18 protein-coding genes are annotated in these 23153 nt (G+C 72.5%); 5 read left to right on the forward strand and 13 right to left on the reverse strand.

Features of this window, described 5'->3' with window-relative positions; genetic code table 11:
* Positions 1 to 5: 5 nt before the first annotated feature.
* The 6 genes from ACKUB9_RS02165 to metX form a co-directional block, all read right to left on the reverse strand.
* A complete protein-coding gene (locus ACKUB9_RS02165) occupies positions 6 to 1421 on the reverse strand; it encodes a DHA2 family efflux MFS transporter permease subunit (RefSeq protein WP_407519008.1) in 1416 nt (471 codons plus the stop codon).
* Between the two features lie 177 nt (positions 1422 to 1598).
* Complete coding sequence (locus ACKUB9_RS02170; protein ID WP_407519009.1) at positions 1599 to 2114, reverse strand: toxin-activating lysine-acyltransferase; 516 nt, start codon at positions 2112 to 2114, stop codon at positions 1599 to 1601.
* A 217-nt stretch (positions 2115 to 2331) separates the two neighbouring features.
* The gene (locus ACKUB9_RS02175; RefSeq protein WP_407519011.1) at positions 2332 to 4683 is read right to left on the reverse strand and encodes a beta strand repeat-containing protein; all 2352 of its coding nucleotides are present in this window, start codon (positions 4681 to 4683) and stop codon (positions 2332 to 2334) included.
* A 334-nt stretch (positions 4684 to 5017) separates the two neighbouring features.
* A complete protein-coding gene (locus tag ACKUB9_RS02180) occupies positions 5018 to 7363 on the reverse strand; it encodes a beta strand repeat-containing protein (protein WP_407519013.1) in 2346 nt (781 codons plus the stop codon).
* 484 nt (positions 7364 to 7847) lie between these two features.
* Positions 7848 to 8519 (reverse strand): methionine biosynthesis protein MetW, encoded by a 672-nt coding sequence (gene metW / locus ACKUB9_RS02185; RefSeq protein WP_407519014.1) that lies wholly within the window; start codon positions 8517 to 8519, stop codon positions 7848 to 7850.
* Positions 8516 to 9688: a homoserine O-acetyltransferase MetX gene (gene metX / locus ACKUB9_RS02190; RefSeq protein ID WP_407519015.1), complete on the reverse strand. Its 1173-nt coding sequence runs from the start codon at positions 9686 to 9688 to the stop codon at positions 8516 to 8518. Before metX ends, metW begins: the two co-directional genes overlap by 4 nt.
* 228 nt (positions 9689 to 9916) lie before the next feature.
* Between metX and ACKUB9_RS02195 the strand changes: the two genes are divergently transcribed.
* Entirely contained in the window at positions 9917 to 10753 is an 837-nt protein-coding gene (locus ACKUB9_RS02195) for a chorismate mutase (RefSeq protein WP_407519016.1), read from the forward strand.
* A gap of 121 nt (positions 10754 to 10874) precedes the next feature.
* Here ACKUB9_RS02195 and ACKUB9_RS02200 read toward each other — a convergent pair whose 3' ends face one another.
* Positions 10875 to 12263 carry a TadE/TadG family type IV pilus assembly protein gene (locus ACKUB9_RS02200; protein WP_407519018.1) on the reverse strand — a complete coding sequence of 463 codons (1389 nt, stop codon included), beginning with the start codon at positions 12261 to 12263 and terminating at the stop codon, positions 10875 to 10877.
* An 841-nt stretch (positions 12264 to 13104) separates the two neighbouring features.
* Between ACKUB9_RS02200 and ACKUB9_RS02205 the strand changes: the two genes are divergently transcribed.
* Entirely contained in the window at positions 13105 to 14805 is a 1701-nt protein-coding gene (locus ACKUB9_RS02205; protein ID WP_407519020.1) for a methyl-accepting chemotaxis protein, read from the forward strand.
* Between the two features lie 30 nt (positions 14806 to 14835).
* Here the strand turns inward: ACKUB9_RS02205 and ACKUB9_RS02210 are convergent, their stop codons facing one another.
* On the reverse strand, positions 14836 to 15093 hold the full coding sequence (locus ACKUB9_RS02210) for a DUF6894 family protein (RefSeq protein ID WP_407519022.1): 258 nt from the start codon (positions 15091 to 15093) through the stop codon (positions 14836 to 14838).
* A gap of 23 nt (positions 15094 to 15116) precedes the next feature.
* A complete protein-coding gene (locus tag ACKUB9_RS02215; RefSeq protein ID WP_407519024.1) occupies positions 15117 to 15806 on the reverse strand; it encodes a hypothetical protein in 690 nt (229 codons plus the stop codon).
* A 112-nt stretch (positions 15807 to 15918) separates the two neighbouring features.
* On the opposite strand from ACKUB9_RS02215, the gene ACKUB9_RS02220 reads away from it, so the two are divergent.
* Together ACKUB9_RS02220 and ACKUB9_RS02225 are read left to right on the forward strand one after the other, a co-directional pair.
* Positions 15919 to 16473: a DUF4337 domain-containing protein gene (locus ACKUB9_RS02220; protein WP_407519025.1), complete on the forward strand. Its 555-nt coding sequence runs from the start codon at positions 15919 to 15921 to the stop codon at positions 16471 to 16473.
* An 82-nt stretch (positions 16474 to 16555) separates the two neighbouring features.
* The gene (locus ACKUB9_RS02225) at positions 16556 to 17992 is read left to right on the forward strand and encodes a phospholipase D-like domain-containing protein (protein WP_407519108.1); all 1437 of its coding nucleotides are present in this window, start codon (positions 16556 to 16558) and stop codon (positions 17990 to 17992) included.
* Here the strand turns inward: ACKUB9_RS02225 and ACKUB9_RS02230 are convergent.
* The 4 genes from ACKUB9_RS02230 to trmD all read right to left on the reverse strand — a co-directional run bounded on the left by ACKUB9_RS02230 (position 17910) and on the right by trmD (position 22225).
* Positions 17910 to 18707 carry an endonuclease/exonuclease/phosphatase family protein gene (locus ACKUB9_RS02230; RefSeq protein WP_407519027.1) on the reverse strand — a complete coding sequence of 266 codons (798 nt, stop codon included), beginning with the start codon at positions 18705 to 18707 and terminating at the stop codon, positions 17910 to 17912. The genes ACKUB9_RS02225 and ACKUB9_RS02230 overlap by 83 nt on opposite strands.
* 119 nt (positions 18708 to 18826) lie before the next feature.
* A complete protein-coding gene (gene murD, locus ACKUB9_RS02235) occupies positions 18827 to 20209 on the reverse strand; it encodes a UDP-N-acetylmuramoyl-L-alanine--D-glutamate ligase (RefSeq protein ID WP_407519028.1) in 1383 nt (460 codons plus the stop codon).
* Between the two features lie 77 nt (positions 20210 to 20286).
* The gene (rnd, locus tag ACKUB9_RS02240) at positions 20287 to 21450 is read right to left on the reverse strand and encodes a ribonuclease D (RefSeq protein ID WP_407519029.1); all 1164 of its coding nucleotides are present in this window, start codon (positions 21448 to 21450) and stop codon (positions 20287 to 20289) included.
* A gap of 73 nt (positions 21451 to 21523) precedes the next feature.
* Positions 21524 to 22225 (reverse strand): tRNA (guanosine(37)-N1)-methyltransferase TrmD, encoded by a 702-nt coding sequence (gene trmD / locus ACKUB9_RS02245; RefSeq protein ID WP_407519031.1) that lies wholly within the window; start codon positions 22223 to 22225, stop codon positions 21524 to 21526.
* A 133-nt stretch (positions 22226 to 22358) separates the two neighbouring features.
* Here trmD and ACKUB9_RS02250 point away from each other — a divergent pair, with 133 nt between their 5' ends.
* The gene (locus ACKUB9_RS02250) at positions 22359 to 23153 is read left to right on the forward strand and encodes a bestrophin-like domain (protein ID WP_407519033.1); all 795 of its coding nucleotides are present in this window, start codon (positions 22359 to 22361) and stop codon (positions 23151 to 23153) included.

Below are 23153 nucleotides of genomic sequence, written 5' to 3' on the forward strand. Positions count from 1 at the left end.
ACGCGTCAGGCGGCGTCGGCGGTGGGCCGCGCCGCGACGCGGCGATGGCCCGAGACCTCGGCGCCCGCCCCCGGGGCGAGGCGGCGGAACGCGACGGTCGAGAGACCCGAGACCACCGCGACCGCCAGGAAGGCCGGCCAGAAGTCATCGGCCCCGATCGCCGCGTGCCCGTGCCACGCGGCGGCGCTCTCCAGCGCGGCGGCGCCGAAGGCGACCCCGATGCTGAGCGAGAGCTGCTGGGCGACGCTGGCGAGGCTCGTCGCCGCGCTCATGTCACGCGGGTCGATGTCCGCGTACGCGATGGCGTTGACGGCGGTGAATTGCAGCGAGCGGAAGCAGCCGCCGACGAGGAGCACGCCCAGGATCACCGCGTGGGGCGTCGCGGGGGTGAACAGGCCGATCAGCCCGAGCAGAAAGGCCGCCACCACCGCGTTGACCGTGAGCACCGTCCGGAAGCCGTAGGCGCGCAGGATGCGCGCCGCGATCGTCTTCATGAACAGGGCGCCCGCCGCCGACGCAAAGGTGATGAGGCCCGAATGCAACGGATCGAGCCCGAAGCCGATCTGCAGCATCAGCGGCAGCAGGAAGGGGATCGCCCCCGTGCCGATGCGAAACAGGCTGCCCCCGGTGATCGCCGCCCGGAAGGTCGGCGCGCGCAGGAGGTCGAGGCGGATCAGCGGATGGGCGGCGCGCCGCGCGTGGCGCCAGTAGAGGGCGAGGAGGACGATCCCCGCGCCGGTGCAGCCCCAGGAGAGTGCCGGCGGCAGGAGGTGGCGCCCGCCCGAGGCGAGGCCGAGCATCAGGCTGGCGAGGCCCGCGCCCGAGAGCCAGAACCCCGTGAGGTCGAGGGGAGGGCGCTCGGCCTCCCGGATGTCGCCGAAGTAGCGCGTGGCGAGCACGATCCCGGCGAGGCCGATCGGGATGTTGATGAAGAAGATCCAGCGCCAGTGCAGCGCCGTGGTGATGAAGCCGCCGAGGGGCGGGCCGATCACCGGGCCGACGAGGGCCGGGATCGTCAGCGTGGCCAGCGCCTGGACGAGGTCGGCTTTGGGCACGCTGCGCAGGAGCACGAGGCGGCCCACCGGCACCATCATGGCCCCGCCCATGCCCTGCAGGAAGCGCGCGGCCACGAACCAGCCGAGGGAATCGGCGGCCGCGCAGGCGAGCGAGCCCGCCATGAACACCGCGAGCGCCCAGCGGAAGACCGTGCGTGCGCCGAAGCGGTCGGCCATCCAGCCCGAGACCGGAATGAAGATCGCGAGGCTGACGAGGTAGGCGGTGAGCGCGAGCTTGAGGGCGATCGGGTCCTCACCGAGATCGGCCGCGATCGCCGGCAGCGAGGTCGCGATCACGGTCGAGTCGGTGTTTTCCATGAACAGGGCGGTCGCGACCACCAGGGGAACGATGCGGGCGGGACGCATGCGGCGCTTCTCGAAGGACCCGGACGCCGCTCCCGGCGGAGGACCCTGCGCGGGTCCGGGCCGGGAGCGGCTGGCAAGGGGAGAATGGGCGAGGAATATCGGTCTCGCCGCCGCCTCGGCCAGCCGCCGCCGCGTAACCCTGGCATGATCGTGATTCGTGCCGCGGCGGCCCGCCCGTCAGCCCGCGCCGCGCCGGATGTGGCCGGGCACGAAGTCGTTGACCGGGAGCCGGACCGGGCGCACGCGCCCGTCCGGGTAGTAGCGGCGGAAGTACATCATCCGCGCCCGGTGCCCGAACAGCCGCGCCTGCCCGACCAGGAAGCGGTGGGCCGCGGTCGAGTTGGCCGACCAGGCGTTGAACACGAGGCAGTCGCCCTGGAGGCACTCGTCGTAGGCGAGGGGGCGGGTGCCCGTGACCCAGCCCTCGGCCTTGTCGGGGGTGGTCAGCGCCCAGCCGGCGAAGCCCTGGACCTGGCCGGCGGGGTCGAGCGCGAAGCAGTAATGGCCGCGGTTGACCTGCCCCACCAGCACCCGCGACCACTCGCCGAAGCGCAGGTTGGCGAAGACCGGCTTGGTCATCAGGTGGCTCACCGCGAGGCCGAGCGCGGTCGCGGGCAGGTCGGGCCGCCACAGCCGGAAGGGCGGCGGCCCGGCCTGCGACTCCGCGGCGGCCTGTGCTGGATCCTCGGCCATGAGGCCCCCTTGCGAAGCGATGTCCCGGATCCGCCGGGTCCGACGGCGACCGGCTCCGGCATCTTGACCGAGAAGTGCCGTCGCGGAAACGGGTCCCGCGGCGGCACGGAGGATCGGGAAGCTGCGGCGCGGGGTCCCGCGCCGAGCTGCCTTGTCAGGCGACCGGGCGGCCGCCTCAGGCGACCGGATCGTCGCCTCAGGCGACCAGATCGTCGCTTCAGGCGACCAGGAAGTCGCCGGCCGAGAGGACGGGCTTGGTGTCGAGGGTGGCGAACTGCACCCGGTCGCCGGCGCCCGCGCCATCCGCGTCGTAGAACAGGCCGCCGCTGGCGCGGTCGTAGAGGATGCGGTCGCTGGCATCGACCGGGCCGGCCGAGAGGTCCTTGAAGGCGGCGGCATTGAGCGCGCCCTTGGGCAGGGCCGAGAAGACGCCGGACGACAGCTCGATCTTGTCGGCGCCCGGGGTGAAGTCGACGACGTGGTCGAACTGACCGCTGACGAGGGCGGAGTCGAACACGAAGGTGTCGTTGCCGCCCTGACCTTTGAGCGTGTCGGCGCCGCCGCGCCCGTTGAGCCGGTCGTCGCCGCCCACGCCCCTGATCTCGTTGGCGAACTCGTTGCCGGTGAGCGTGAAGGCGCGCACGTCGAAGCTTCCGGTGGAGCCGGCCAGCAGCTCGATCTCCTGTCCGGCCTCCAGCGTGTAGCTGGCGAGGGCCACCACCACGTCGTTGCCGCCGCCCGCCCGCTCGATCACGCGGTCGCCGGCCTCGCTGACCTGATAGATGTCGTCGCCCCCGCGCCCCTCCATCAGGTCGGCGCCCGCGCCGCCCTGAAGGCTGTCGGAGCTCCCGCCCCCGAGCAGGGTGTCGGCGAAGTTCGATCCGCTCACCCACTCGATGCTGAGGTAGGTGTCGCCCGCCGCGAACCCGCCGGTGCCGATGCCGGTGGCGAGATCGACCTGCACGGCGGCGGTGGAGGCCTCGTAGCTGACGTGGTCCTTGCCGCCGAGGCCGTTGAAGCTGTTGGTCTCGGCGTTGGCGATGAAGCGGTCGGAGGTGTCCGTGCCGATCGCGTTCTCGATCGAGGTGAGGGTATCCCAGTCCCATCCGCCGGCTTTGCCGCGGCCGTTCACGAGGTCGACGGTGGCGTTGCTCCAGCCGGCATAGCTCACCGTGTCGCTGCCCGCGCCCCCGTCCAGGCTGTCGCCGCCGCCCCAGCCCGTGAGGGTGTCGTTGCCGGCTCCGCCCGCCAGGCGGTTGGCGGCGGTGGTGCCGGTGAGCGCGTCGTCGAAGCCGCTGCCGGTGAGGTTCTCGATGTCCTTGAGCACGTCGCCCTCGGCGTCGCCGCCCTGGCCGTTGCCGGTGCCGGCCAGGAGGCTGACGCGGACGCCCGCCGCGGAATTCGCGTAGGTGGCGGTGTCGAGGCCGGCCCCGCCCTCCAGCGTGTCGGCGCCGCCGCCGCCCTGGAGCGTGTCGCTGCCGTCGTTGCCCGACAGGAGGTTGGCGAGCGCGTTGCCGGTGAGCGCGTCGTTGTAGTTGCCGCCGAGCAGGTTTTCGACGTTCAGGAGCACGTCGCCCTCGGCGTTGCCGCCGAAGCCGCGGCCGGTGCCGAGGTCGACGCTCACGCCGCTGGTCGAGCCGAGATAGCTCGCGGTGTCGATGCCGGCGCCGCCGTCGAGGGTGTCGGCCCCGCCGCCGCCCTTGAGCGTGTCGTTGCCGTTGAAGCCTTCGAGCTTGTTGGCCTGGGCATCGCCCTGCAGCCAGTCGCCGTAGCCGCTGCCCTGCAGGTTCTCGATGCCCGAATAGGTGTCGCCCTCGGCCTCGCCCCGCGCGCCCTTGCCGGTCTCGAGGTTCGCGCTCACCGCCTCGGTCGCGAGACGGTAGCTCGCGGTGTCGGTGCCGGCGCCGCCCTCCAGGCTGTCGGCGCCGCCGCCGCCCTTCAGCGTGTCGTTGCCCGTGCCGCCCGCCAGCGAGTTGGCGTTGTTGTCGCCGACGAGCGTGTCGTCGTAGTTGCTGCCCATGGCGTTCTCGATGCCGATGTAGCGGTCGCCCTCGGCGTCGCCGCCCGAGCCCTGCCCGGTGCCGAGGTTCACCGAGACGCCCGCCGCGGAGGTGGCGTAGCTCACGGCGTCCGTGCCGACGCCGCCGTCGAGGGTATCGGCCCCGCCGCCGCCCTTCAGCAAGTCGTTGCCGCCGAAGCCCTCGATCTTGTTGGCGCCCGCATCCCCGATCAGGAAGTCGCCGTAGCCGTTGCCCTGAAGGTTCTCGATGCCGGTGAGCGTGTCGCCCTGGGCGTCGCCGCCGGTGCCCTTGCCGGTTTCGAGGCTGACGGTGACGCCGCTCGACGAGCCGAGGTAGCTCGCGGTGTCGATGCCCTCGCCGCCGTTCAGCGCGTCGGCGCCGCCGCCGCCCTTGAGGGTGTCGTTGCCCGTGCCGCCGTAGAGCGTGTCGTTGCCCACGTCGCCGTAGAGGGTGTCGTTGCCGCCGCCGCCCTTGAGGACGTCGTCGTTGGCGGTGCCGTTGAGAGTCTCGGCGGCGTCGGTGCCGGTCTTGACGATGCCCGTGGCCATGATCCGCTCCTGAAATCCGTGCCGGCGCTGAGGCCACCGGCGTGCGGCTCATTGATCTGACGTTGGGGAAGACGCGGCGGTGCGGGGGCGCACCTGGATCCGGCCGGCCGAGCTGCGGCCCAGGACCGGGGTGCGCCGGCGCACGGGCGGGCCACTTCGGACCCGGAGCCTCAGCCGCCGACGTGGGGGCAAGGTCGGTGGCCGCAACGAAGCACCGCCGCGGAATCGGGTTCCGCGGCGGTGCTGAACGGTCGGGATGCTGCGGCGCGGGGTGTCGCGCCAAGCTGATTGATCAGGCGACCGGCTAGTCGCCTCAGGCGACCAAATCGTCGCCTCAGGCGACCAGGAAGTCGCCGGCCGAGAGGACGGGCTTGGTGTCGAGGGTGGCGAACTGCACCCGGTCGCCGGCGCCCGCGCCGTCGGCGTCGTAGAACAGGCCGCCGCTGGCGCGGTCGTAGAGGATGCGGTCGCTGGCATCGACCGGGCCGGCCGAGAGGTCCTTGAACGCGGCGGCGTCGAGGGCGCCCTTGGGCAGGGCCGAGAAGACGCCGGACGACAGCTCGATCTTGTCGGCGCCCGGGGTGAAGTCGGTGACGTGGTCGAACTGGCCGCTGACGAGGGCCGAGTCGAACACGAAGGTGTCGCCGCCGCGGCCACCGGTCAGCGTGTCGGCGCCGCCGCGCCCGTTGAGCCGGTCGTAGCCTTCCGCGCCCCTGATCTCGTTGGCGAACTCGTTGCCGGTGAGCGTGGACGAGATCGGGCGGCGGCGATCGAAGTACGCCACCAAGTGCTCGATCTCCTGGCCGGCCTCCAGCGTGTAGCTGCCGCGGGCCACCACCGTGTCGTCGCCGCCGCCACTGGCCTCGATCACGCGGTCGCCGGCTTCACCGACCTGATAGGTGTCGTTGCCGCCGCGGCCCTCCATCAGGTCGGTGCCGGCGCCGCCGTCGAGATCGTCGTCGCCGCCGGTCCCGCGCAGGGTGTCGGCGAAGTTCGATCCGGTCACGGCCTCGATGGCGCTGTAGCTGTCGCCCGCCGCGAACCCGCCGCCGCCGGTGCCGATGCCGAGATCGACCTGCACGGCGGCGGTGGAGCCGACGTAGCTGACGCTGTCGCTGCCGCCGCGGCCGTCGAAGCGGTTGGCCTCGGCGTTGGCGATGAAGAGGTCGCCGGTCTCCGAGCCGATCACGTTCTCGATCGAGATCAGGGTGTCCCAGCTCCCGCCGCCGGCGCCGCCGCGGCCGTTGATCAGGTCGACGGTGGCGTAGGACGACCCGGCGTAGCTCACCGTGTCGCTGCCCGCGCCGCCGTCCAGGGTGTCGCCGCCGCCTCCGCCCCGCAGGGTATCGTTGCCGGCCCCGCCCGACAGGAGGTTGGCGCCGGCGTTGCCGAGGAGCGTGTCGTTGTGGGCGCTGCCGGTCAGGTTCTCGATGCGCAGCAGCACGTCGCCCTCGGCGTCGCCGCCGGAGCCGGTCCCGCCCAGGAGGCTTGCGCTGACGCCCGTCGCGGAGGCCGCGTAGCTCGCCGTGTCGCTGCCGTCGCCGCCGTCCAGGGTGTCGGCGCCGCCGCCGCCCTGGAGCGTGTCGCTGCCGTCGTGGCCCGACAGGCCGTTGGCGGCGGCGTCGCCGGTGAGCCGGTCGCCGTAGAGGCTGCCGGTCAGGTTCTCGACGGCCAGCAGCACGTCGCCCTCGGCGTCGCCGCCGGCGCCGCGGCCGGTGCCGAGGTCGACGCTCACGGCTTGGGTCGAGCCGAGGTAGCTCGCGACGTCGATGCCGGCGCCGCCGTCGAGGGTGTCGGCGCCGCCGCCGCCCTTGAGCGTGTCGTTGCCGCCGAAGCCTTCGAGCCTGTTGCCCTGGGCGTCGCCCTGCAGCCAGTCGCCGTAGTCGCTGCCCCGGAGGTTCTCGATCCCCGAATAGGTGTCGCCCTCGGCGTCGGCGGCCGTGCCCCGGCCGGTTTCGAGGTTGGCGTTCACGCCCGCCGTGGAGAAGCGGTAGCTCGCCGTGTCGTTGCCCGCGCCGCCCGCCAAGGAGTCGGCGCCGCCGCCGCCCTTCAGCGTGTCGTTGCCCGCGCCGCCCGACAGGGAGTTGGCGCCGGCGTCACCGGCGATGTCGTCGTCGTGCTCGCTGCCGATCACGTTCTCGATGCTGCTGTAGCGGTCGCCCTGGGCATCGCCGCCCGAGCCCTGGCCGGTGTAGAGGTTCACCGTGACGCCCGTGGCGGAGGTGCTGTAGCCCACCGTGTCGGTGCCGGAGCCGCCGTCGAGGGTATCGGCGCCGCCGCCGCCCTTCAGGACGTCGTTGCCGGTGAGGCCCTCGATCCGGTTGGCGCCCGCATCCCCGGTCAGGATGTCGGAATAGCCGCTGCCCCGCAGGTTCTCGATGCCGGAGAGCGTGTCGCCCTGGGCGTCGCCGTTGGTGCCCTTGCCGGTTTCGAGGTTGACGGTGACGCCGCTGAACGCGCCGGAATAGCTCGCGGTGTCGATGCCCGCGCCGCCCTCCAGCGCGTCGGCACCGGCACCGCCCTGCAGTGTGTCGTCACCGGTGCCGCCGTTGAGCGTGTCGTTGCCGGCGTTGCCGAAGAGGAAGTCGTTGCCGCCCGCGCCCTTGAGGACATCGTCGTTGGCGGTGCCGCTGAGGGTCTCGGCGGCGTCGGTGCCGGTCTTGAAGATGCCCGTGGCCATGATCCGCTCCTGAAAACCGTGCCAGCGTGGGGTGCTGGCGGTCGGGCCGAGGCTGCGAGGCCGCCGGCGTGCGGCTCCTTGATCTGACGTTGAGGGAGGATGCGGCGGTGCGGGCGCACACCCCCGCCCGGCCGGCCCAGATGGGGCCACGGAACGGCGTGCGCCGACGCACGGGTGGATGACGAAGGGTCCGGAGCCTCAGGCGCCGATGTGGGGGCGATAATGGTGAGGGCAATCTATAAAATCAGTTGAGCAGGCCCTCGCCCCTTCCATTTCCCGGACGACTGAAACGAAGTGGAAGGAGATCCGGGAACCAGCGCAAGATGTCGCGAAGCGCCTGTTCGTCTGCAACGGTGCCGATGCAGAGCCGCTGCGCGGCACATCTCTCCTGGTTCCCGGATCTCCTTCCGCTGACGCTCCAGTCGTCCGGGAAAGAGGGGGGTTTACGTAGGGCGGAAGCCGGATTCGCCTCAAGCAGCTCCGCTCAGTGGTCGGTTCCGCGCCGCAGCAGAAAGACCCCTTGCGCGCCGGCGAGGTTCCAGACCCACCAGGGCAGGGAAAAACGCATCGGGTTGCCTCCGGCATCGAGGGCCGAGGCGCGCTCGATGCGCGCGCCCACCAGCCGGCACAGGCCGACGAAGTCGCGGATGGTGCAGTGGTGGATGTTGGGGGTCTCGTACCACGCGTCGGGCAGGTACTCGGTCACCGGCATCCGGCCGAGCAGCAGGAGTTCGGCCCGGATGCGCCAGTGGCCGAAATTCGGGAAGGACACGATCGCGTGCCGGCCGATCCGCAGCAGGTGCTCCAGCACCGCCTTCGGGTTGCGCGTCGCCTGGATGGTCTGGGACAGGATGACGTAGTCGAAGGCGTCGTCCGGGTAGTTGGCGAGGTCGGTGTCCGCGTCGCCCTGAATCACCGGCAGGCCGCGGGCGAGGCAGGCGTTGACGCCCTCGCGCGACAGTTCGATGCCGCGCCCGTCGACCCCGCGCTCGTCCCGCAGCAGCGCGAGCAGCGAGCCGTCGCCGCAGCCGATGTCGAGCACGCGGGCCCCGGCCTCCACGAGGCCGAGCACCACGAGGTGGTCCTTGCGGGCGCCGCTCCGGCCCACCGCGTCGGGCAGGCGGGCGGGCGCCAGGATCTCGGGACCCGCGCTCACAGGCCGCGCTCCCGGGCCGCCGCCTGGATGAAGCCGCGGGCGGCCGCGAACATCGCCGGCTCGTCGAGCAGGAAGGCGTCGTGGCCCTTGTCGCTCTCCACCTCCACGAAGGCCACGGGGGCCGCCGCAGCGTTGAGCGCGTGCACGATCGCCCGCGAATCCGAGGTCGGAAACAGCCAGTCCGAGGTGAAGGACATGACGCAGAACCGGGTGCGGGTATCCCGGAAGGCGTTCGCCAGCACCCCGCCGTGGTCGGCCGCGAGGTCGAAGTAATCCATCGCCCGGGTGAGGTAGAGGTAGGCGTTGGCGTCGAAGCGCTCCACGAAGCTGATGCCCTGGTGGCGCAGGTAGCTCTCGATCTGGAAATCGGCGTCGAACGAGAAGGTCGGCGCGTCGCGGTCCTGGAAGCGGCGGCCGAACTTGCGGTGGAGGGCGGGCTCCGACAGGTAGGTGATGTGCGCGCCCATGCGGGCGACGGCGAGGCCCTTGGCGGGGCGCGAGCCCACGTCGAGGTAGCGCCCGGCGTGCCACTCGGGATCGGCCATCACCGCCTGACGCCCCACCTCGTGGAAGGCGATATTCTGGGCCGAGTGCCGCGCGCCCGTGGCGATCGGCATCGCGGCGAAGACCCGCTCGGGGTAGCTCGCCGCCCATTGCAGCACCTGCATGCCCCCCATCGAGCCGCCGATGCACAGGAAGAGGTCCGGGATGCCGAGCCGGTCGAGCAGCATCGCCTGACCCCGGACCATGTCGCGGATGGTCACGAGCGGGAAGTCGAGCCCGTAGGGGCGCCCGGTCGCCGGGTTGATCGAGGCCGGGCCGGTCGTGCCCATGCAGGAGCCGACGACGTTGGCGCAGATCACGAAGAAGCGGTCCGTGTCCACCGGCTTGCCGGGGCCGACCAGGGTCTCCCACCAGCCCGGCTTGCCGGTGACCGGGTGGCGCTGCGTCACGTGCTGATCGCCCGTGAGCGCGTGGCAGACCAGCACCGCGTTGGTGCGCCCGGCGTTGAGCCGCCCTTCGGTCTGGTAGGCGATCTGCCAGGGGGCCAGGGCCACGCCGGCATCCATCGCCAGCGGCTCGTCCGGACCGAAGCGGGCGACGGGACTTGCCGGCTCCACGGCCTGCGAGGCGTTCTCCGGGCCGGCTTTGAGAACGGTGATGGCCATGCTGGGCTCGGGGCTTCCTGGACTCGGGGCTTCCTCGGCGCGGCCGACCGCGAGGCGGGATCGTCCGGACGGCGCATTTCGTTAAAGCGGTCGAAAATTCCGCTACTCCGGACGGTCCGGGTTAGGACCTTCTCGCCCCGGCGTCAATCGAGAGGACGCGCGCGCCGTCTGGCCCGCGTCCGCGCCGGATCGTAAGACGGCGCGAGCTGAACCCGGACACGCGATTCGATGACCCCACCGTCCCCGCCTGCCGACCTCGCCGCCCTCCGGTCGGAGATCGACCGCATCGACGCGGCGATGCACGACCTCCTGATGGAGCGCGGGCGCATCATCGACCGGCTGATCGCGGTCAAGCGCACCTCCGCCTCCGGCTCGGCCTTCCGGCCCGGGCGCGAGGCCTCGATGATGCGCGCGATCGCCGAGCGGCACGCGGGCCTGCTCCCGCTCGACACGGTGGAGGGCATCTGGCGGGTCATCATCGCCACCTTCACGTACGTGCAGGCCCCGTTCGGCGTGCACGCGGACGTCTCGGGAGGCGACGCGCCGATGCGCGATTCCGCGCGGTTCCACTTCGGCTTCACGGTGCCCTACCGGCCGCATCCGAGCGCCAAGGCGGTGATCGCCGCGGTGGCGGATTCGCGCGGCGACCTCGGCATCTTCCGGCTCGACCAGGGCGTCACCGCGGGGGTGTGGTGGGAAGAACTCGCGGGGGCCGGGCGGCCCAAGGTGATCGCCCGCCTGCCCTTCATCGAGCGGCCGGGCCATCCGGCCGGCACCCCGGTCTTCGTCATCGCCAAGCCCCTCGACGATCCGAGCGCCGCGCAGCGCGACTGGGTGCTCTACGCCGCCCGCTTCGAGCGCTGGCGCGAGGGCGCGGACGAGGTGCTGGCGGAATGCGGCGCCGAGGTCGTGGCGAGCGCGGGCCAGCGCCTGGGCCTGAGCCAGCTCCTCGCGCTGCCGGGCGACGTCGGGCCGGGCGACCTGCGGGAGGCGCTGGCCGCGGCGGGCGCGCCCCCGGCCCTCTTCGAGGAGGTCGGCAGCCACGCGGCGCGGTTCCGGGTCTGACCGCGACGGCCCCGGCGGGCTGGAGCACTCTCCGGCGAAGTGGATGCCGGTTCGTCGCAGAAAATGCGGCGAAATCAGAGGCCTAGAGCAAGATCCGATGGCCGCGTGATCGGACCGTGCTCTACCGCGCCAGCGACACGGCGCCGACCTTCGGCCCGACCCCGTCCGGCACCGGCACGGTGGTCGCGCCGTAGTTGGTGTTCAGGAAGAGGTTCGGTCCCTCGTAGAGGTTGATCATCTGCGCCACGATGACCGTATAGGCCGACTGGTCCGCCACCGGCTTCTTGGCATCGATCACCAGCCGCCCGGCCGGCAGGTAGATGGTGCCGAGCATCGTCCGGGTGTTGTCGCTGACGATCCGGTACTCGCGCAGGGGCTTCGTGCCGCTCGGCGGAGGCGGCGCGGGCGGGACCGGCTCGTCCAGCGGGGCCACCACCGGGCTGGCGACCGTGCGCTCCTCGGCGATGAGCAGGCCCGCCATCGGGGCGGCGGAGCGTGCCGCGAGCGAGACCGTGGTGTCCTTGTCGAACCGCAGCCCGCCCTTGTCGCCGGTGAAGAACAGCCCGACCTCGGTGCCCGACAGGCTGGCCTTCTGCTCGACCACGAGCGGGCCGTCCTTGATGACGTAGACCCCGGGATTGAGCGTGATCCGCGACATGCCGGAGATCTTCAGGCCGTTGCAGTAGGTGCCCGGAGAGAGGGTCGCGGTGACGTCCTTGATCTCGTTCTTGCCCTCGGTCGCGGATTTCGGGCTGATGTAGGAGGGCAGCATGATGCAGGAGCCCGGCACCGGCAGCACCTGGTCCTTGAGCGGGTCGGGGATCGGCGCGCACTGGGTGATGGGGACCGGCACGAGGTTCGCGCCCGCCCCCTGGTAGCCGCCCGCCGAGCAGAACGACTGCGCCCTGGCCACGGCGCTGTCCCCGGCCAGGATGCCCTGCGCGTGCCGCGAGTTCGAGTAGATCGAGCAGTCGAGCGCGGTGACCTGCGCCGCCTTCTGCAGGGAGAGGGCGCCCTTCGCCGCGGTGTCGAGCGCGAGCGCGCAGAGCCGCAGCAGGCCCACCACCTGCGCCTTCGATTGCACGCTCACCGTCATGCTGGGCAGGCTGAGGAGCTTGCCCATGAGGGTCGGCACCGTCTCCTCCACGGCGATCTCGACGCCGCCGCGCCGGTCCGTCACGCTGGCGTTCGACGTGGACACGCGGTCGGGCGGCGTCCGCGCCTGGGCGGCGAACACCTGGAGCGCCGCGCTGCGCACGGCGTCGTCATCGGCATTGACGAGCTTGAGCATGCTGCCGCCCGCCAGGGCCGCCGCGTCCGCGGCGGACTGGAGCTGGGCGCGGCGCTGGAGCAGGCGGCCGTACTCGACGGCCGCGGAGACGACCCCGAACAGCACCGGGAGGGCGATGACGAAGACGATCATCACGGCGCCGCGCCGGTCCCGGAGGAAGGCGGATCCCCGCGCGGACAGCACCGCCCCGAGTCGCCGCGGACGACGTGCCGGGCTCATCCGCGGCTCCGCGCGGCAGGCCGTTGCGCCTCAGCGCCGGCCCGGCGCGAACTCCTGGCGGGCGAAGGACCGCCGTCAACGGCCGGAGCGGTCCGGTGCTCTCCGCAAGGGGCGCCCCGGCGGCTCGTCCCGCCGATCCCGGCACGCGAAGCGCCCATGCCGGGCGGGGCTGCCGCGCGCGGCGCTGCGCAGAACGGCCGGGCCCAGCATGCATCTCTCGCCTTGCATCGCGGCGTTCGCGTCGGCAATGCCTGTATGTGAAACTCTGCGGCAAGCAGTGGGTCAATATCCGGCGTATTCATCCCTTAATCCGAGCGTCATGTCAAATCGACAACAGCTAAATTGCTACTCACACGGGGTATTCTCATCACGATGTTGCGTCGTCGTTGATCTTCATTCTAGCACCATATCCGATCGATCAATTTAGATCTTATTTGAAATTAGTGACACACGGACGGGTTAATAATTCGCGGTTGCGCGATGCGGGTTGCGTCCTGGGATTCGAATGGGGGTATCCACGGGTGGTGGGGGCGAGCGCCCAGCCGAGCAGCCCAGTGTCTGACCAGGGCCACGGCGAGCGGTCGATCTCGATGGCGCGCCCGCGTCCACTCACCCGGTTCAGGTGGTCCGCTCCTCTGGGCCGTGCTCGGACCGACGAGGGTCAAGTCGTCGGCCATCGCCCGGTGGTCGAAGCTCGATTGAAATTCCGCAGCGTCATCATTCGGCTGAGTTCTCGGAGACCGAGCCGGGGCTGTTGATTGTCTCCTGCTTGTAACAAAGCAGCATACACGCTCCATCAATCTTTCGCCTGTTACGGTTCGCAGACCAGCAGGAGGTATTGATGTTGCGCAGGGTGAGTCTCGCCACCAGGACGGTGGCAGTGGTGGCGCTCGCGGTGGTGCTCGCCGCCGGGGCCATGTGGCTCGCGGTGTCGCGGCAGACCTGGGCGGCCCTCGAAGCGCAGCAGCAGGAGAAGGCGCAGCAATACATCCGCACCCTCGCGCTCGTGTTCGGCGGGCGGGTGACCGGCGCGGCGGTGAACGTGGAGAACGGCCGCGTCGGGAAGATCCAGTCGCCCTCGCTGGCGAGCTTCGGCGACGTCTCGGTGGTGGACGATGCGGTGGCCTATGTCGGCGGCAACGCGACGGTCTTCACCTTCGATCCGGCCAAGGACGCCTTCGTGCGCCGCGTCACGACGGTGCGCAAGGAGAACGGCGAGCGGGCGGTCGGCACGCAGCTCGCGCCCGACAGCCCGGCCCAGGCCGCCATGCGCCGGGGCGAGACCTTCGAGGGGCCGGTGGTCCTGTTCGGCAAGCCCTTCTACACCGTCTATCAGCCCACCTTCGACGCCGCCGGCAAGGTCAACGGCATCCTGTATGTCGGGGTGCCGGTGGAGGCGCTCCACGCCGCCTACGCCGCCACGATGCGCACCACCACGCTCGCGGCGGGGCTGATCGCGCTCCTCGTCTGCGTGGCGGCCGGCCTCGTGGCGATGCGGATGTTCCGCCCGCTCGCCGACATCTCGGCGCGCGTCGCGGGCCTCGCGGCGGGCGACCTCGACAGCCCGATCCGGCACACCGGGCGCGGCGACGAGATCGGCGCGGTGGCGAAGGCGCTGGAAGATCTGCGCGGGGTGAGCCGGCGCGCCAAGGCCCTGGAGGAGGAGCGCAGCGTCGACGCCGAGGCCGACGGGCGCCGCCGCGTCACCCTGGACGAGGCCATTGGCGCGTTCCGGCAGCAGGTCTCGTCGCTCCTCGCCTCGCTCGCCGCCAGCAGCGCGGGCCTGCGCGAGCGCGCCGGCGAGATGGCGCAGATCTCCTCCGGCACCCGCGAGGTGATCGCCACCGCCTCCGGCCGGTCGCAGGCGACCTCCAGCAACGTCGCCACGGTGGCGGACGCCACGCGCGAACTCAGCGGCTCGGTCGCCGAGATCGACCAGCAGCTCGGCCGCGCCAAGGAGACCGCCGAGGTGGCGCTCCGGGACGCCGAGACCGCCGACAGCCGGATGGGAACCCTGGTGGAGGCGACCCAGCGCATCGGCCACGTCGTCGACCTGATCAACTCCATCGCCGGCCAGACGAACCTGCTCGCGCTCAACGCCACCATCGAGGCGGCCCGCGCAGGGGCGGCCGGCAAGGGCTTCACGGTGGTGGCCACCGAGGTCAAGGCGCTGGCGGTCCAGACCGGGCGCGCCACCGAGGAGATCTCGGCCCAGATCGCCACCGTCCAGGCCTCCATGAGCGGCGCCGTCGAAGCGATCGGCGCGATGCGCGAGCGCGTGCGGCAGATCTCCGAGACCACGGTGGGCATCGCCACCGCGGTGGTGGAGCAGGGCGCGGCGACCCGCGAGATCGCCCGCGCGGTGAGCGAGGCCGCCGACGGCACCCGGGACCTGGCGCTGGACTTCTCGACGGTGACCGACGCGGCCGACCGCACCGCCCGCTCCGCCGCCGACGTCACCGAGACGGTGACCGCGGTGAGCGGCGTGGCCTCCCGCCTCGAAGCCGAGGTCGACCACTTCCTGCGCCGCGTGGTGGCATAGCCGCCCGCTGCATCCGCCGGCGGATGCCGTTCAGTGGAGCGTCCCGGCCCCGCCGGGGGGCGCCTCCACCGCCTCCGCGAAGGGGAATTCGAAGACGATCTCGCCGCCCTCGTCCGTCACCTCCAGGGTGGCGGCGAGCAGGCGCGAGGTGTCGGCGCTCTCGCGCAGCAGCTGCCGGATCGTCGCGCGGGCGACCTCCCAGGCCTCGTCGGGGTCGCGCAGGACGCGCCCGTCCGGATCGGGCAGGAGATCCTCCCCCACGCGCGTGGCGAAGAAGTAGCGGGGCATGCCGGTCCTCCGGTGGGCGCGGGTCAGCGCTTGGCGCAGGCCGGATCCTCGGCCTGCGCGGGCCGCGAAAAGTCGAGCACCGCCCGCGTGTAGGTCTCGACCACCTCCGAGAAGGGCTGGCGCTCGGCCGTGAACAGCACGGCGCGGTGGCGCAGGAGCGCCTCCGGCACCGCGAGATCCGCGCAGGCCGCCGGGACGGGCGGCGCCTGATCCCAGCCCTCCGGCAGCGGCTGCCACAGGGTCTCGGCCTCCACGGTCTGGCGCGTCGGCGCGAGGGACTGGACGGCGCGGCCGAACGGCGTGTCGGTCTCGTCGAGCAGCCGGTTCATCTCGGGGGTGAGGCGCCCCGGCACGTACCAATTGTCGGCCTCCGACAGCACGTGGTCGCCGCAGGCGAGCCGCACCCGCCGGTAGCGCACGGGCTCGTCCGGCCCGACCTGGAGGCGGCGGCGCGTCTCCGGGCTCGCCGGCGCCTCGGCCCCGCGCACGAGACGGGCGGAGAGGCGCGGCGCGGCGGCCATGCGGTGGCCCGCGCACCACGCCTCCAGGGTCGCGGTGGCGCTGCGCGCGGCGAGCAGCCGGGCGTTCAGGGTCTGGAGCACGGCGATCGCCTCGACGCGCCCGAGCTGGCTGTCGGGCCAGCGGGACGGGGCTTCCGCCCGGGCCGGCAGCGCCGCCAGGAGCAGGGCCGGGACGAGAACAAGGCGGGGCATGGGGGTCTCCTGACGCAGGGGCGGATTCGTCGCCGACATGTCACTGGCGGATCGCGATCCGGCCTGTATGTAGGCCACGCTTCGATGCGGACTTCATCGCAGGAGGGATTCGATGTCGGGTGGACACGGGGCGGTCGAGGGGTCGAACAAGAGGGTGGCGCTGCTGATCTCGGTCCTGGCGCTGTTTCTCGCCCTCGGCGAGACGCTGGCCAAGAGCGCGCAGACCGATGCGCTCGGCGCCAACGTCGAGGCATCGAACCTCTGGGCCTATTTCCAGGCCCGCACGATCCGCAGCACCATCCTGAAGACCGCGAGCGAGGAGGTGGCGCTCCAGGCGCCGGGCGCGCCCGCCGACGCGGCCCGCAAGCAGATGGACGAGTGGGCCAAGACCGTGGCGCGCTGGGAATCCGAGCCCGCCACCGGCGAGGGCCGCAAGGAACTCTCCGGCCGGGCCAAGGCCGCGGAGGCGAAGCGGGACCTCGCGCTGGCGCGCTACCACCATTACGAACTCGGCTCGGCGGCGTTCCAGATCGGCATCGTGCTGGCGTCCGCGCAGGTCATCACCGGCATCGCGGCCCTGGCCTTCGCGGGCGGCGCGCTGGGGCTCGCGGGCATCGCCATGCTGGGGGTGGGGCTGTTCGCCCCGCACGCCTTCCACCTGTTCTGACGGCCTCGACCGCGGGCGGAGTGGAATCCGCCCGCGCCTTCGCCTATCCGCTCAGGAGAGGGCGAGCGTGGCGGGAGGGCCGGTGGAGCAGGCGATCATCGCGTGGTTGGCGTGGCTGGGCTCGGTGCGGGCGGAGGTGCTCGCGCTGGCCGGCCTCGCGCTCGCCTTCGGCGTGACGGTGCACGTGCTGCTGTTCAAGCGGGAGGTGGGGGCGGCGATCGGCTGGATCGGCCTCGCGTGGCTCTCGCCGCTGATGGGCACGATCCTGTACCTGCTGTTCGGCATCAACCGGGTGCACCGCCGGGCGCGCCGACTGCCCCAGCCGCCCACGGCCCGCCCCGGCCAGGCGCGGCCCGAGCCGGCCGCCGTGCCGGAGGATTACAGGCCCCTGGAGGAGGCGGTCGGGCGCCTGACCGGGCTGCCGCTCGCGGGCGGCAACGGCGTGCGCATCCTGCGCAGCGGCGACGAGGCCTATCCGGCGATGCTGGAGGCGATCGCGGGCGCGCGGCACTCGGTGGCCCTGTCGAGCTACATCATGCGCTACGACGCGAGCGGGCGCGCCTTCCTCGACGCGCTCGGGGCCGCGCAGGCCCGCGGCTGCGCGGTCTGCGTGATCGTGGACGGCATCGGCAGCGGCTACTTCTTCCCGGAGGTCTACCGGCGGCTGCGCGAGGCGGGCATCCCGGCGGGGCTGTTCATGCACTCGGCCCTGCCCTGGCGCATGCCCTTCCTCAACCTGCGCACCCACAAGAAGCTGCTGATCGTCGACGGCCGCACCGGCTTCGTCGGCGGCGTCAACATCGGCGACGAGAATCTCGTGGCGCAGGACCCGCCCGATCCGGTGCGCGACACGCATTTCCGCATCGACGGGCCGGTGGTCTGGCAGTTCACCCAGGCCTTCGCCCGCGACTGGGCCTTCGTCACCGGCGACGATCTCGACGGGCCGGCGTGGTTCCCGGCCATCCCGGCGGCCGGGGACTCGCTCGCCCGCGTGGTGACCTCCGGGCCGGATTCCGACATCGAGAAGATCGAGTACGCGGTACTGGCGGCGCTCGCCACCGCCCGGCGCTCGATCCGCCTCGCGACGCCCTACTTCCTGCCGAGCGAGATCCTGCTCACCTCGCTCGAGCTCGCGGCGATGCGCGGCATCACGGTCGACGTCATCATCCCGCAGGCGAGCAACCACCGCTTCGTCGACTGGGCGACGCGCGCCCATGTCGGCCCGCTGCTCAAGTCGGGGGTGCGGATCTGGCTCGACAACCCGCCCTTCGACCATTCGAAGCTGATGGTGGTGGACGACGTCTGGTGCTTCGTCGGCAGCGCGAACTGGGACACGCGCAGCTTCCGGCTCAACTTCGAACTGAACGTCGAGGTCTACGACCCCGCCTTCGCGGCCGACCTCGACCGGCTGATGCGGGCCAAGATGCGCGGCCGGCTCACCCGCGAGGATCTGCGGGGGCGTGCGCTGCCCGAGCGCCTGCGCGATGCCGGCGTGCGATTGCTGCTGCCATACCTCTGAGGTCCACCCGGTCGCGCAGGAAGCGCTCGGCCCGCTCGCGGCGGGGCGGCAGGGCCGCGGGTTCGAGGTGCACCACGATCGGCCGGTGGTCGGAGGCGCCCCGCGGCAGCACCGCGCGGCTGCGGCAGACGAGGCCGCGCACGAGGCAGCGGTCGAGGCGCAGGGGCACGAGATCGACCATCGCGTGGGTCGGGAAGCGCGGCCCCACGTCGCGGAAGCCCGGCAGCAGGGCCGGCCCGACGAGGTTGTAGTCGCCGAGCACCGCGGCCCGCGCCGGCAGGTGCTGCTCGATGCGCCGCAGCTGGCGGCGGTTGAGCACCTGCCCGTGCGAGAGATGCACGTTGGCGACGCCGAAGCTGCCGCAATCGAGCACCTGGCAGACCCGGTCGATCAGCGCCCCGGAGGGCAGCGGGATCACCAGGGGCGCGCGCACGAAGGGGGTCGGGCTCCACATGGCGAGCCCGTGGATGCGCCGCGGCAGCGGCGCCCAGGCGTAATGGCCGCCGACGCGGTCCTTCAGGCCGATGATCTCGGCGGTCGCCTCCTGCATCAGCAGCAGGTCGGGTTTCTCCTGCTCGACCAGGGCCGCCAGCGCCTCGACCGTCGCGCCGGTCCGCCGCAGCAGGTTCCAGCTGATGATCTTGCGGGGCGCGCGGTGCGCGGGAATCTGGATCGGGGCCCCGCCGGCCGGCAGGATGTGGGAGTGATTCAGCATGGCTCCAGGCTGGCCAGGAATGCGCCACGACGATGGCGGGAGGGCCGCGGCAGGCGCGACGCAGTGCACAAATGATACTCCGATCCGGACCGGAACGGAACCGCCGGCACCCGCATCGCTCAACCACCCGTCGCGACCAGCCCCGGCAGCGCCCGCACCATCGCCCGGAACTGATCGCCCCGGTCCTCGAAGCTGCGGAACTGGTCGTAGGAGGCGCAGGCCGGCGAGAGCAGCACCACCGCGTCGGGCTCGCGCGCCGCATCCTCGGCCGCCTGCGCCACGGCGGTCGCCAACGTGCCGCAGCGGCTGAAGGGCGCATGGCCCTCCAGCGTCGCCGCGAAGGCGTCGCTCGCCGCGCCGATCAGGTAGGCGTGGGCCACCCGCGGGAAGTAGGGGGCGAGGCTGTCGATCCCGCCCTCCTTCGGCTTGCCGCCGAGGATCCAGTGCACCCGCGGGAAGGCCGAGAGCGCCTTCTCGGTGGAATCGGCGTTGGTGGCCTTGGAATCGTTGATGAACAGCGTGCCGCCGCGCCGGCCCACCTCCTCCATCCGGTGGGGCAGGCCGGGGAAGCTCTGCAGGGCCGCCGCGAAGGCCTCCGGGCCGAGGCTGAGCGCGCTCGCCACCGCGTAGGCGATCCCGGCATTCTGCCAGTTGTGGGCGCCGCGCAGGGAGGCGATGCCGGTGAGGTCCGCCACCGGCACGGGCGGGCTCGCGCGCCCGTCGATCAGCATCCCGTGCCGGACGAGGAGGCCGGGCTCGCTCGCCCCCTCGCCGACGTGGACCCGCGTAAGCGGCCCCGCGCGGCGATCCGCGATGGCGCGGGTGTAGTCGTCATCGACGCCGATCACCGCGTGGTCGGCCCCCGCCACCAGCCGCTCCTTGATGGCGGCGTAGCGTGCCATGTCGCCGTGGCGGTCGAGGTGGTCGGGCGTGAGGTTGAGGAGCACGCCGAGGCTCGGGCGCAGCGAGGGCGTGAGGTCGATCTGGAACGACGACAACTCGACGACGTGGACCCGCTCCGGTGCGGGCGGCGCCAGCGACAGGATCGCGGTGCCGATGTTGCCGCCCATCTGAACGTCCAGGCCCGCGGTGGCGAGCACGTGCGCGATGAGGGCGGTGGTGGTCGATTTGCCGTTCGTGCCCGTGATGGCGACGAAGGGCGCCCCGGGCGCGCGGACCGCCCGCTCGCGGCAGAAGAGTTCGATGTCGCCGATCACCGGCACGCCCGCCGCCTGCGCGAGGCCGACGGTCCAGTGCGGGGTGGGGTGGGTGAGCGGCACGCCCGGCGCGAGGACGAGGGCGGCAAAGCCGCTCCAGTCGGCGCCGCGCAGGTCCGCGGTGGCGATGCCCTGCGCCTCCGCCGCCGCCATGCGCTCGGGGTTGTCGTCGCAGGCGACCACCCGGGCGCCTCCGGCCTGGAGGCTCAGCGCGGTGGCGAGGCCCGAGCCGCCGAGGCCGAAGAGGGCGAGGGTGCGGCCGGAGAAGGTGGTGCTGGGTGTCATCGCGTCGGCTCGTGCGGGCGGGTGCCGGTCCCGCGGGATCTCGTCGTGCAGCGCATCGCACGGGAGCCCGGGGCGCGTCACGCCCCGTCGGGCAACTCGCGCACCACCACGCGTCCGCCCTGCGCCGAGAGGGCGAGCCGGCCGGCCTTCAGCGCGAGCGCCTTCTCGCCGAACAGGCGGCGGCGCCAGCCGTGCAGGACCGGCACGTCCGCCTCGTCGTCCTCCGCGATCGCTTCGAGGTCGTCCACCGTGGCGATGATCTTGGGCGCCACGCGCTCCGCCTCGCAGACCGCCTTGAGCAACACCTTGAGGAGTTCGACGAGGGCGCCGTTGCCGCCCCCGCGCGGCCGGCCGCGGTCCGGCAGCGGCACCGTGGCGGGGTCGCGGGCGAGCCCGCGCTCCACCGCGGCCAGGATCTCGGCGCCGGTGCGCGAGCGCTCGAACCCGGTCGGGATGCTGCGCAGCCGCCCCAGCGCCTCGATGCTGCGCGGGGCCGAGGTCGCGACGTCGAGCACCGCCTCGTCCTTGAGGATGCGCCCGCGCGGCACGTTGCGGCTCTGCGCCTCCGCCTCGCGCCACGCCGCCACCTCCATCAGCACGGCGATCTCGCGGGCCTTGCGCATCCGCCCGCCGAGGCGGCGCCACGCCTGGTCCGGGTCGGCCCGGTAGGTCTCGGGCGAGGTCAGCACCGCCATCTCCTCGTCGAGCCACGCACCCCGGTCGGTGGCGAGGAGCTGCCGGGCCAGCACCTCGTAGACCTTGATGAGGTGCGTCACGTCCGAGAGGGCGTAGGTGAGCTGCGCCTCCGAGAGCGGCCGGCGCGACCAGTCGGTGAAGCGCGACGACTTGTCGATCTTGGCCTTGGCGACGTCGTTGACGAGCTGCTCGTAGGAGACCGAGTCGCCGTAGCCGCAGACCATCGCGGCGACCTGCGTGTCGAAGAAGGGCTGCGGCAGCAATCCGCCCTGCAGCCAGATGATCTCCAGATCCTGCCGGGCCGAGTGGAAGACCTTCAGCACCCGCTCGTCGCCCATCAGCGCGAAGAAGGGCGCAAGGTCGATTCCGGGCGCCAGCGGGTCGACGAGCGCCGTCGACCCGTCCGGTGCCGCGATCTGGATCAGGCAGAGCTTGGGATAGTAGGTCGTCTCACGCATGAACTCCGTGTCGACGGTCACGAAGGGTTGCGTGGCGAAGTGCGCGCAGGTCGCGGCGAGCCCGTCCGTCGAGGTGATCAGCTTCATGACACGCGGCTATAGCGGAGCCCGCGGATCAGCGCGAGACGCCACACCGCACGGTTGTCGCGATTCCCTGCGGTCATTTGGCCGGATCTTGGTCGAGCAGGTCCGGCCGGCGCTCGCGCGTCAGGCGCTCGGCCGCCTCGCTGCGCCAGCGGGCGATGGCCGCGTGGTTGCCCCCGAGCAGCACATCCGGGATGGGGCGGCCCTCCCAGTCGCGCGGGCGGGTGTAGTGCGGGTATTCCAGGCGCGCGCCCTCGAAGCTCTCCTCGACGCCGGAGGCGGCCTTGCCCATCACGCCGGGCAGCAGGCGCACGCAGGCATCGATCATCACCAGCGCGGCGAGTTCGCCCCCCGAGAGCACGTAATCGCCGATCGAGACCTCCTCCAGGCCGCGCCCCTCGATCACCCGCTCGTCCACCCCCTCGAAGCGTCCGCACACCGCGATCACGCCCGGCCCCTCGGCGAGCGCCCGCACCCGGCCCTGCGTCAGCGGGCGTCCGCGCGGGCTCATCAGCAGCCGCGGGCGCGGATCGTCCGGGCTGGCCGCCGCGTCGATCGCCGCGGCGAGCACGTCGCAGCGCAGCACCATCCCGGCCCCGCCGCCCGCCGGCGTGTCGTCCACGGCCCGGTGGCGCCCGATCCCGTGCTCGCGGATGTTGCGCGCCTCGATCGCCCAGGCCCCGCGCGCCAGCGCGTCGCCCGAGAGCGACAGCCCGAGGGGGCCCGGGAACATCTCCGGGTAGAGGGTGAGGATCGTGGCGCGCCAGGGAGAATTCATCGCGGGGGTCATAGCGTGGGGATCATGGCGCCTGATCGCGCGCGCCCGGCACCCGGTCAACCGGCCGCCGACCCGGCTTCACGCTCCGCTCACCCCGGTGCCGTAGGGTGCCGGGCGTGAACGGAGGCGAGGCATGGTCCTGGGTGTCTGGCTCGATCAGCCGGTCTGGCTGATCTTCGGCGCGCTCGCCGCCCTGTTCGGGGCCGGCATCGGCGTGATCCGGCTCGTGGCCCTGTCGAGCCGGGGCTTCGTGGCGAGCCTGGGCGGCGTGGTCGCGCCCTTCTTCGGCTCCGTCTCGGTACTGCTCGCCCTCCTCACCGGGTTCGTGGCGAACGATGCCTGGGAGCGCCAGCGGCAGGCCGTGCGGGCGGTGCAGGCCGAGCGCGACGGCGCGGTCGCGGTCTACGATCTGAGCCTCGCCACCGTCTCCGACATGGCGGCGATCCGCGCCCATCTGGCGGCCTATCTCGACGCGGTGGTGGGCGAGGAATGGGAGCGGATGCAGGACGGGGAGACCTCGCCCCGCGCGGCCGAGGCGCTGGGGCGGCTGCTGCAGGCCGCGGCGGCGCCGCGGGTCAGCGTCGAAGCGGGCCTGGCCGCGCACCGGGCGCTCCTCGACACGGTGCTGCGCCTGCGCAGCGCCCGAGGCGACCGGCTGGCGCTGGCCCAGCACACGAGCGACCAGTCGAAGTGGCTCACCCTCGTGGTGCTGGCCTTCCTGACCCTGGTGGCGCTCGCCCTGGTGCATCTCGACCGGCCGCGCGCGCAGATGACGGCCATGACCGTGTTCGCGGTCGCCATGATCTCGACGCTCGGGCTGATCGCCCTGCACGAGCGGCCCTTCGACGGGCCGCACCCGGTCAGCGCCGCGCCGCTGCAGGCGGCGCAGGCCGCGATGGCGGGGCGGGTGCAGGCCGAGGCACGCTAG

The sequence above is a fragment of the Methylobacterium oryzisoli genome (genome assembly GCF_046557895.1).
In the GTDB taxonomy this organism is placed as follows: Bacteria; Pseudomonadota; Alphaproteobacteria; order Rhizobiales; family Beijerinckiaceae; genus Methylobacterium; species Methylobacterium oryzisoli.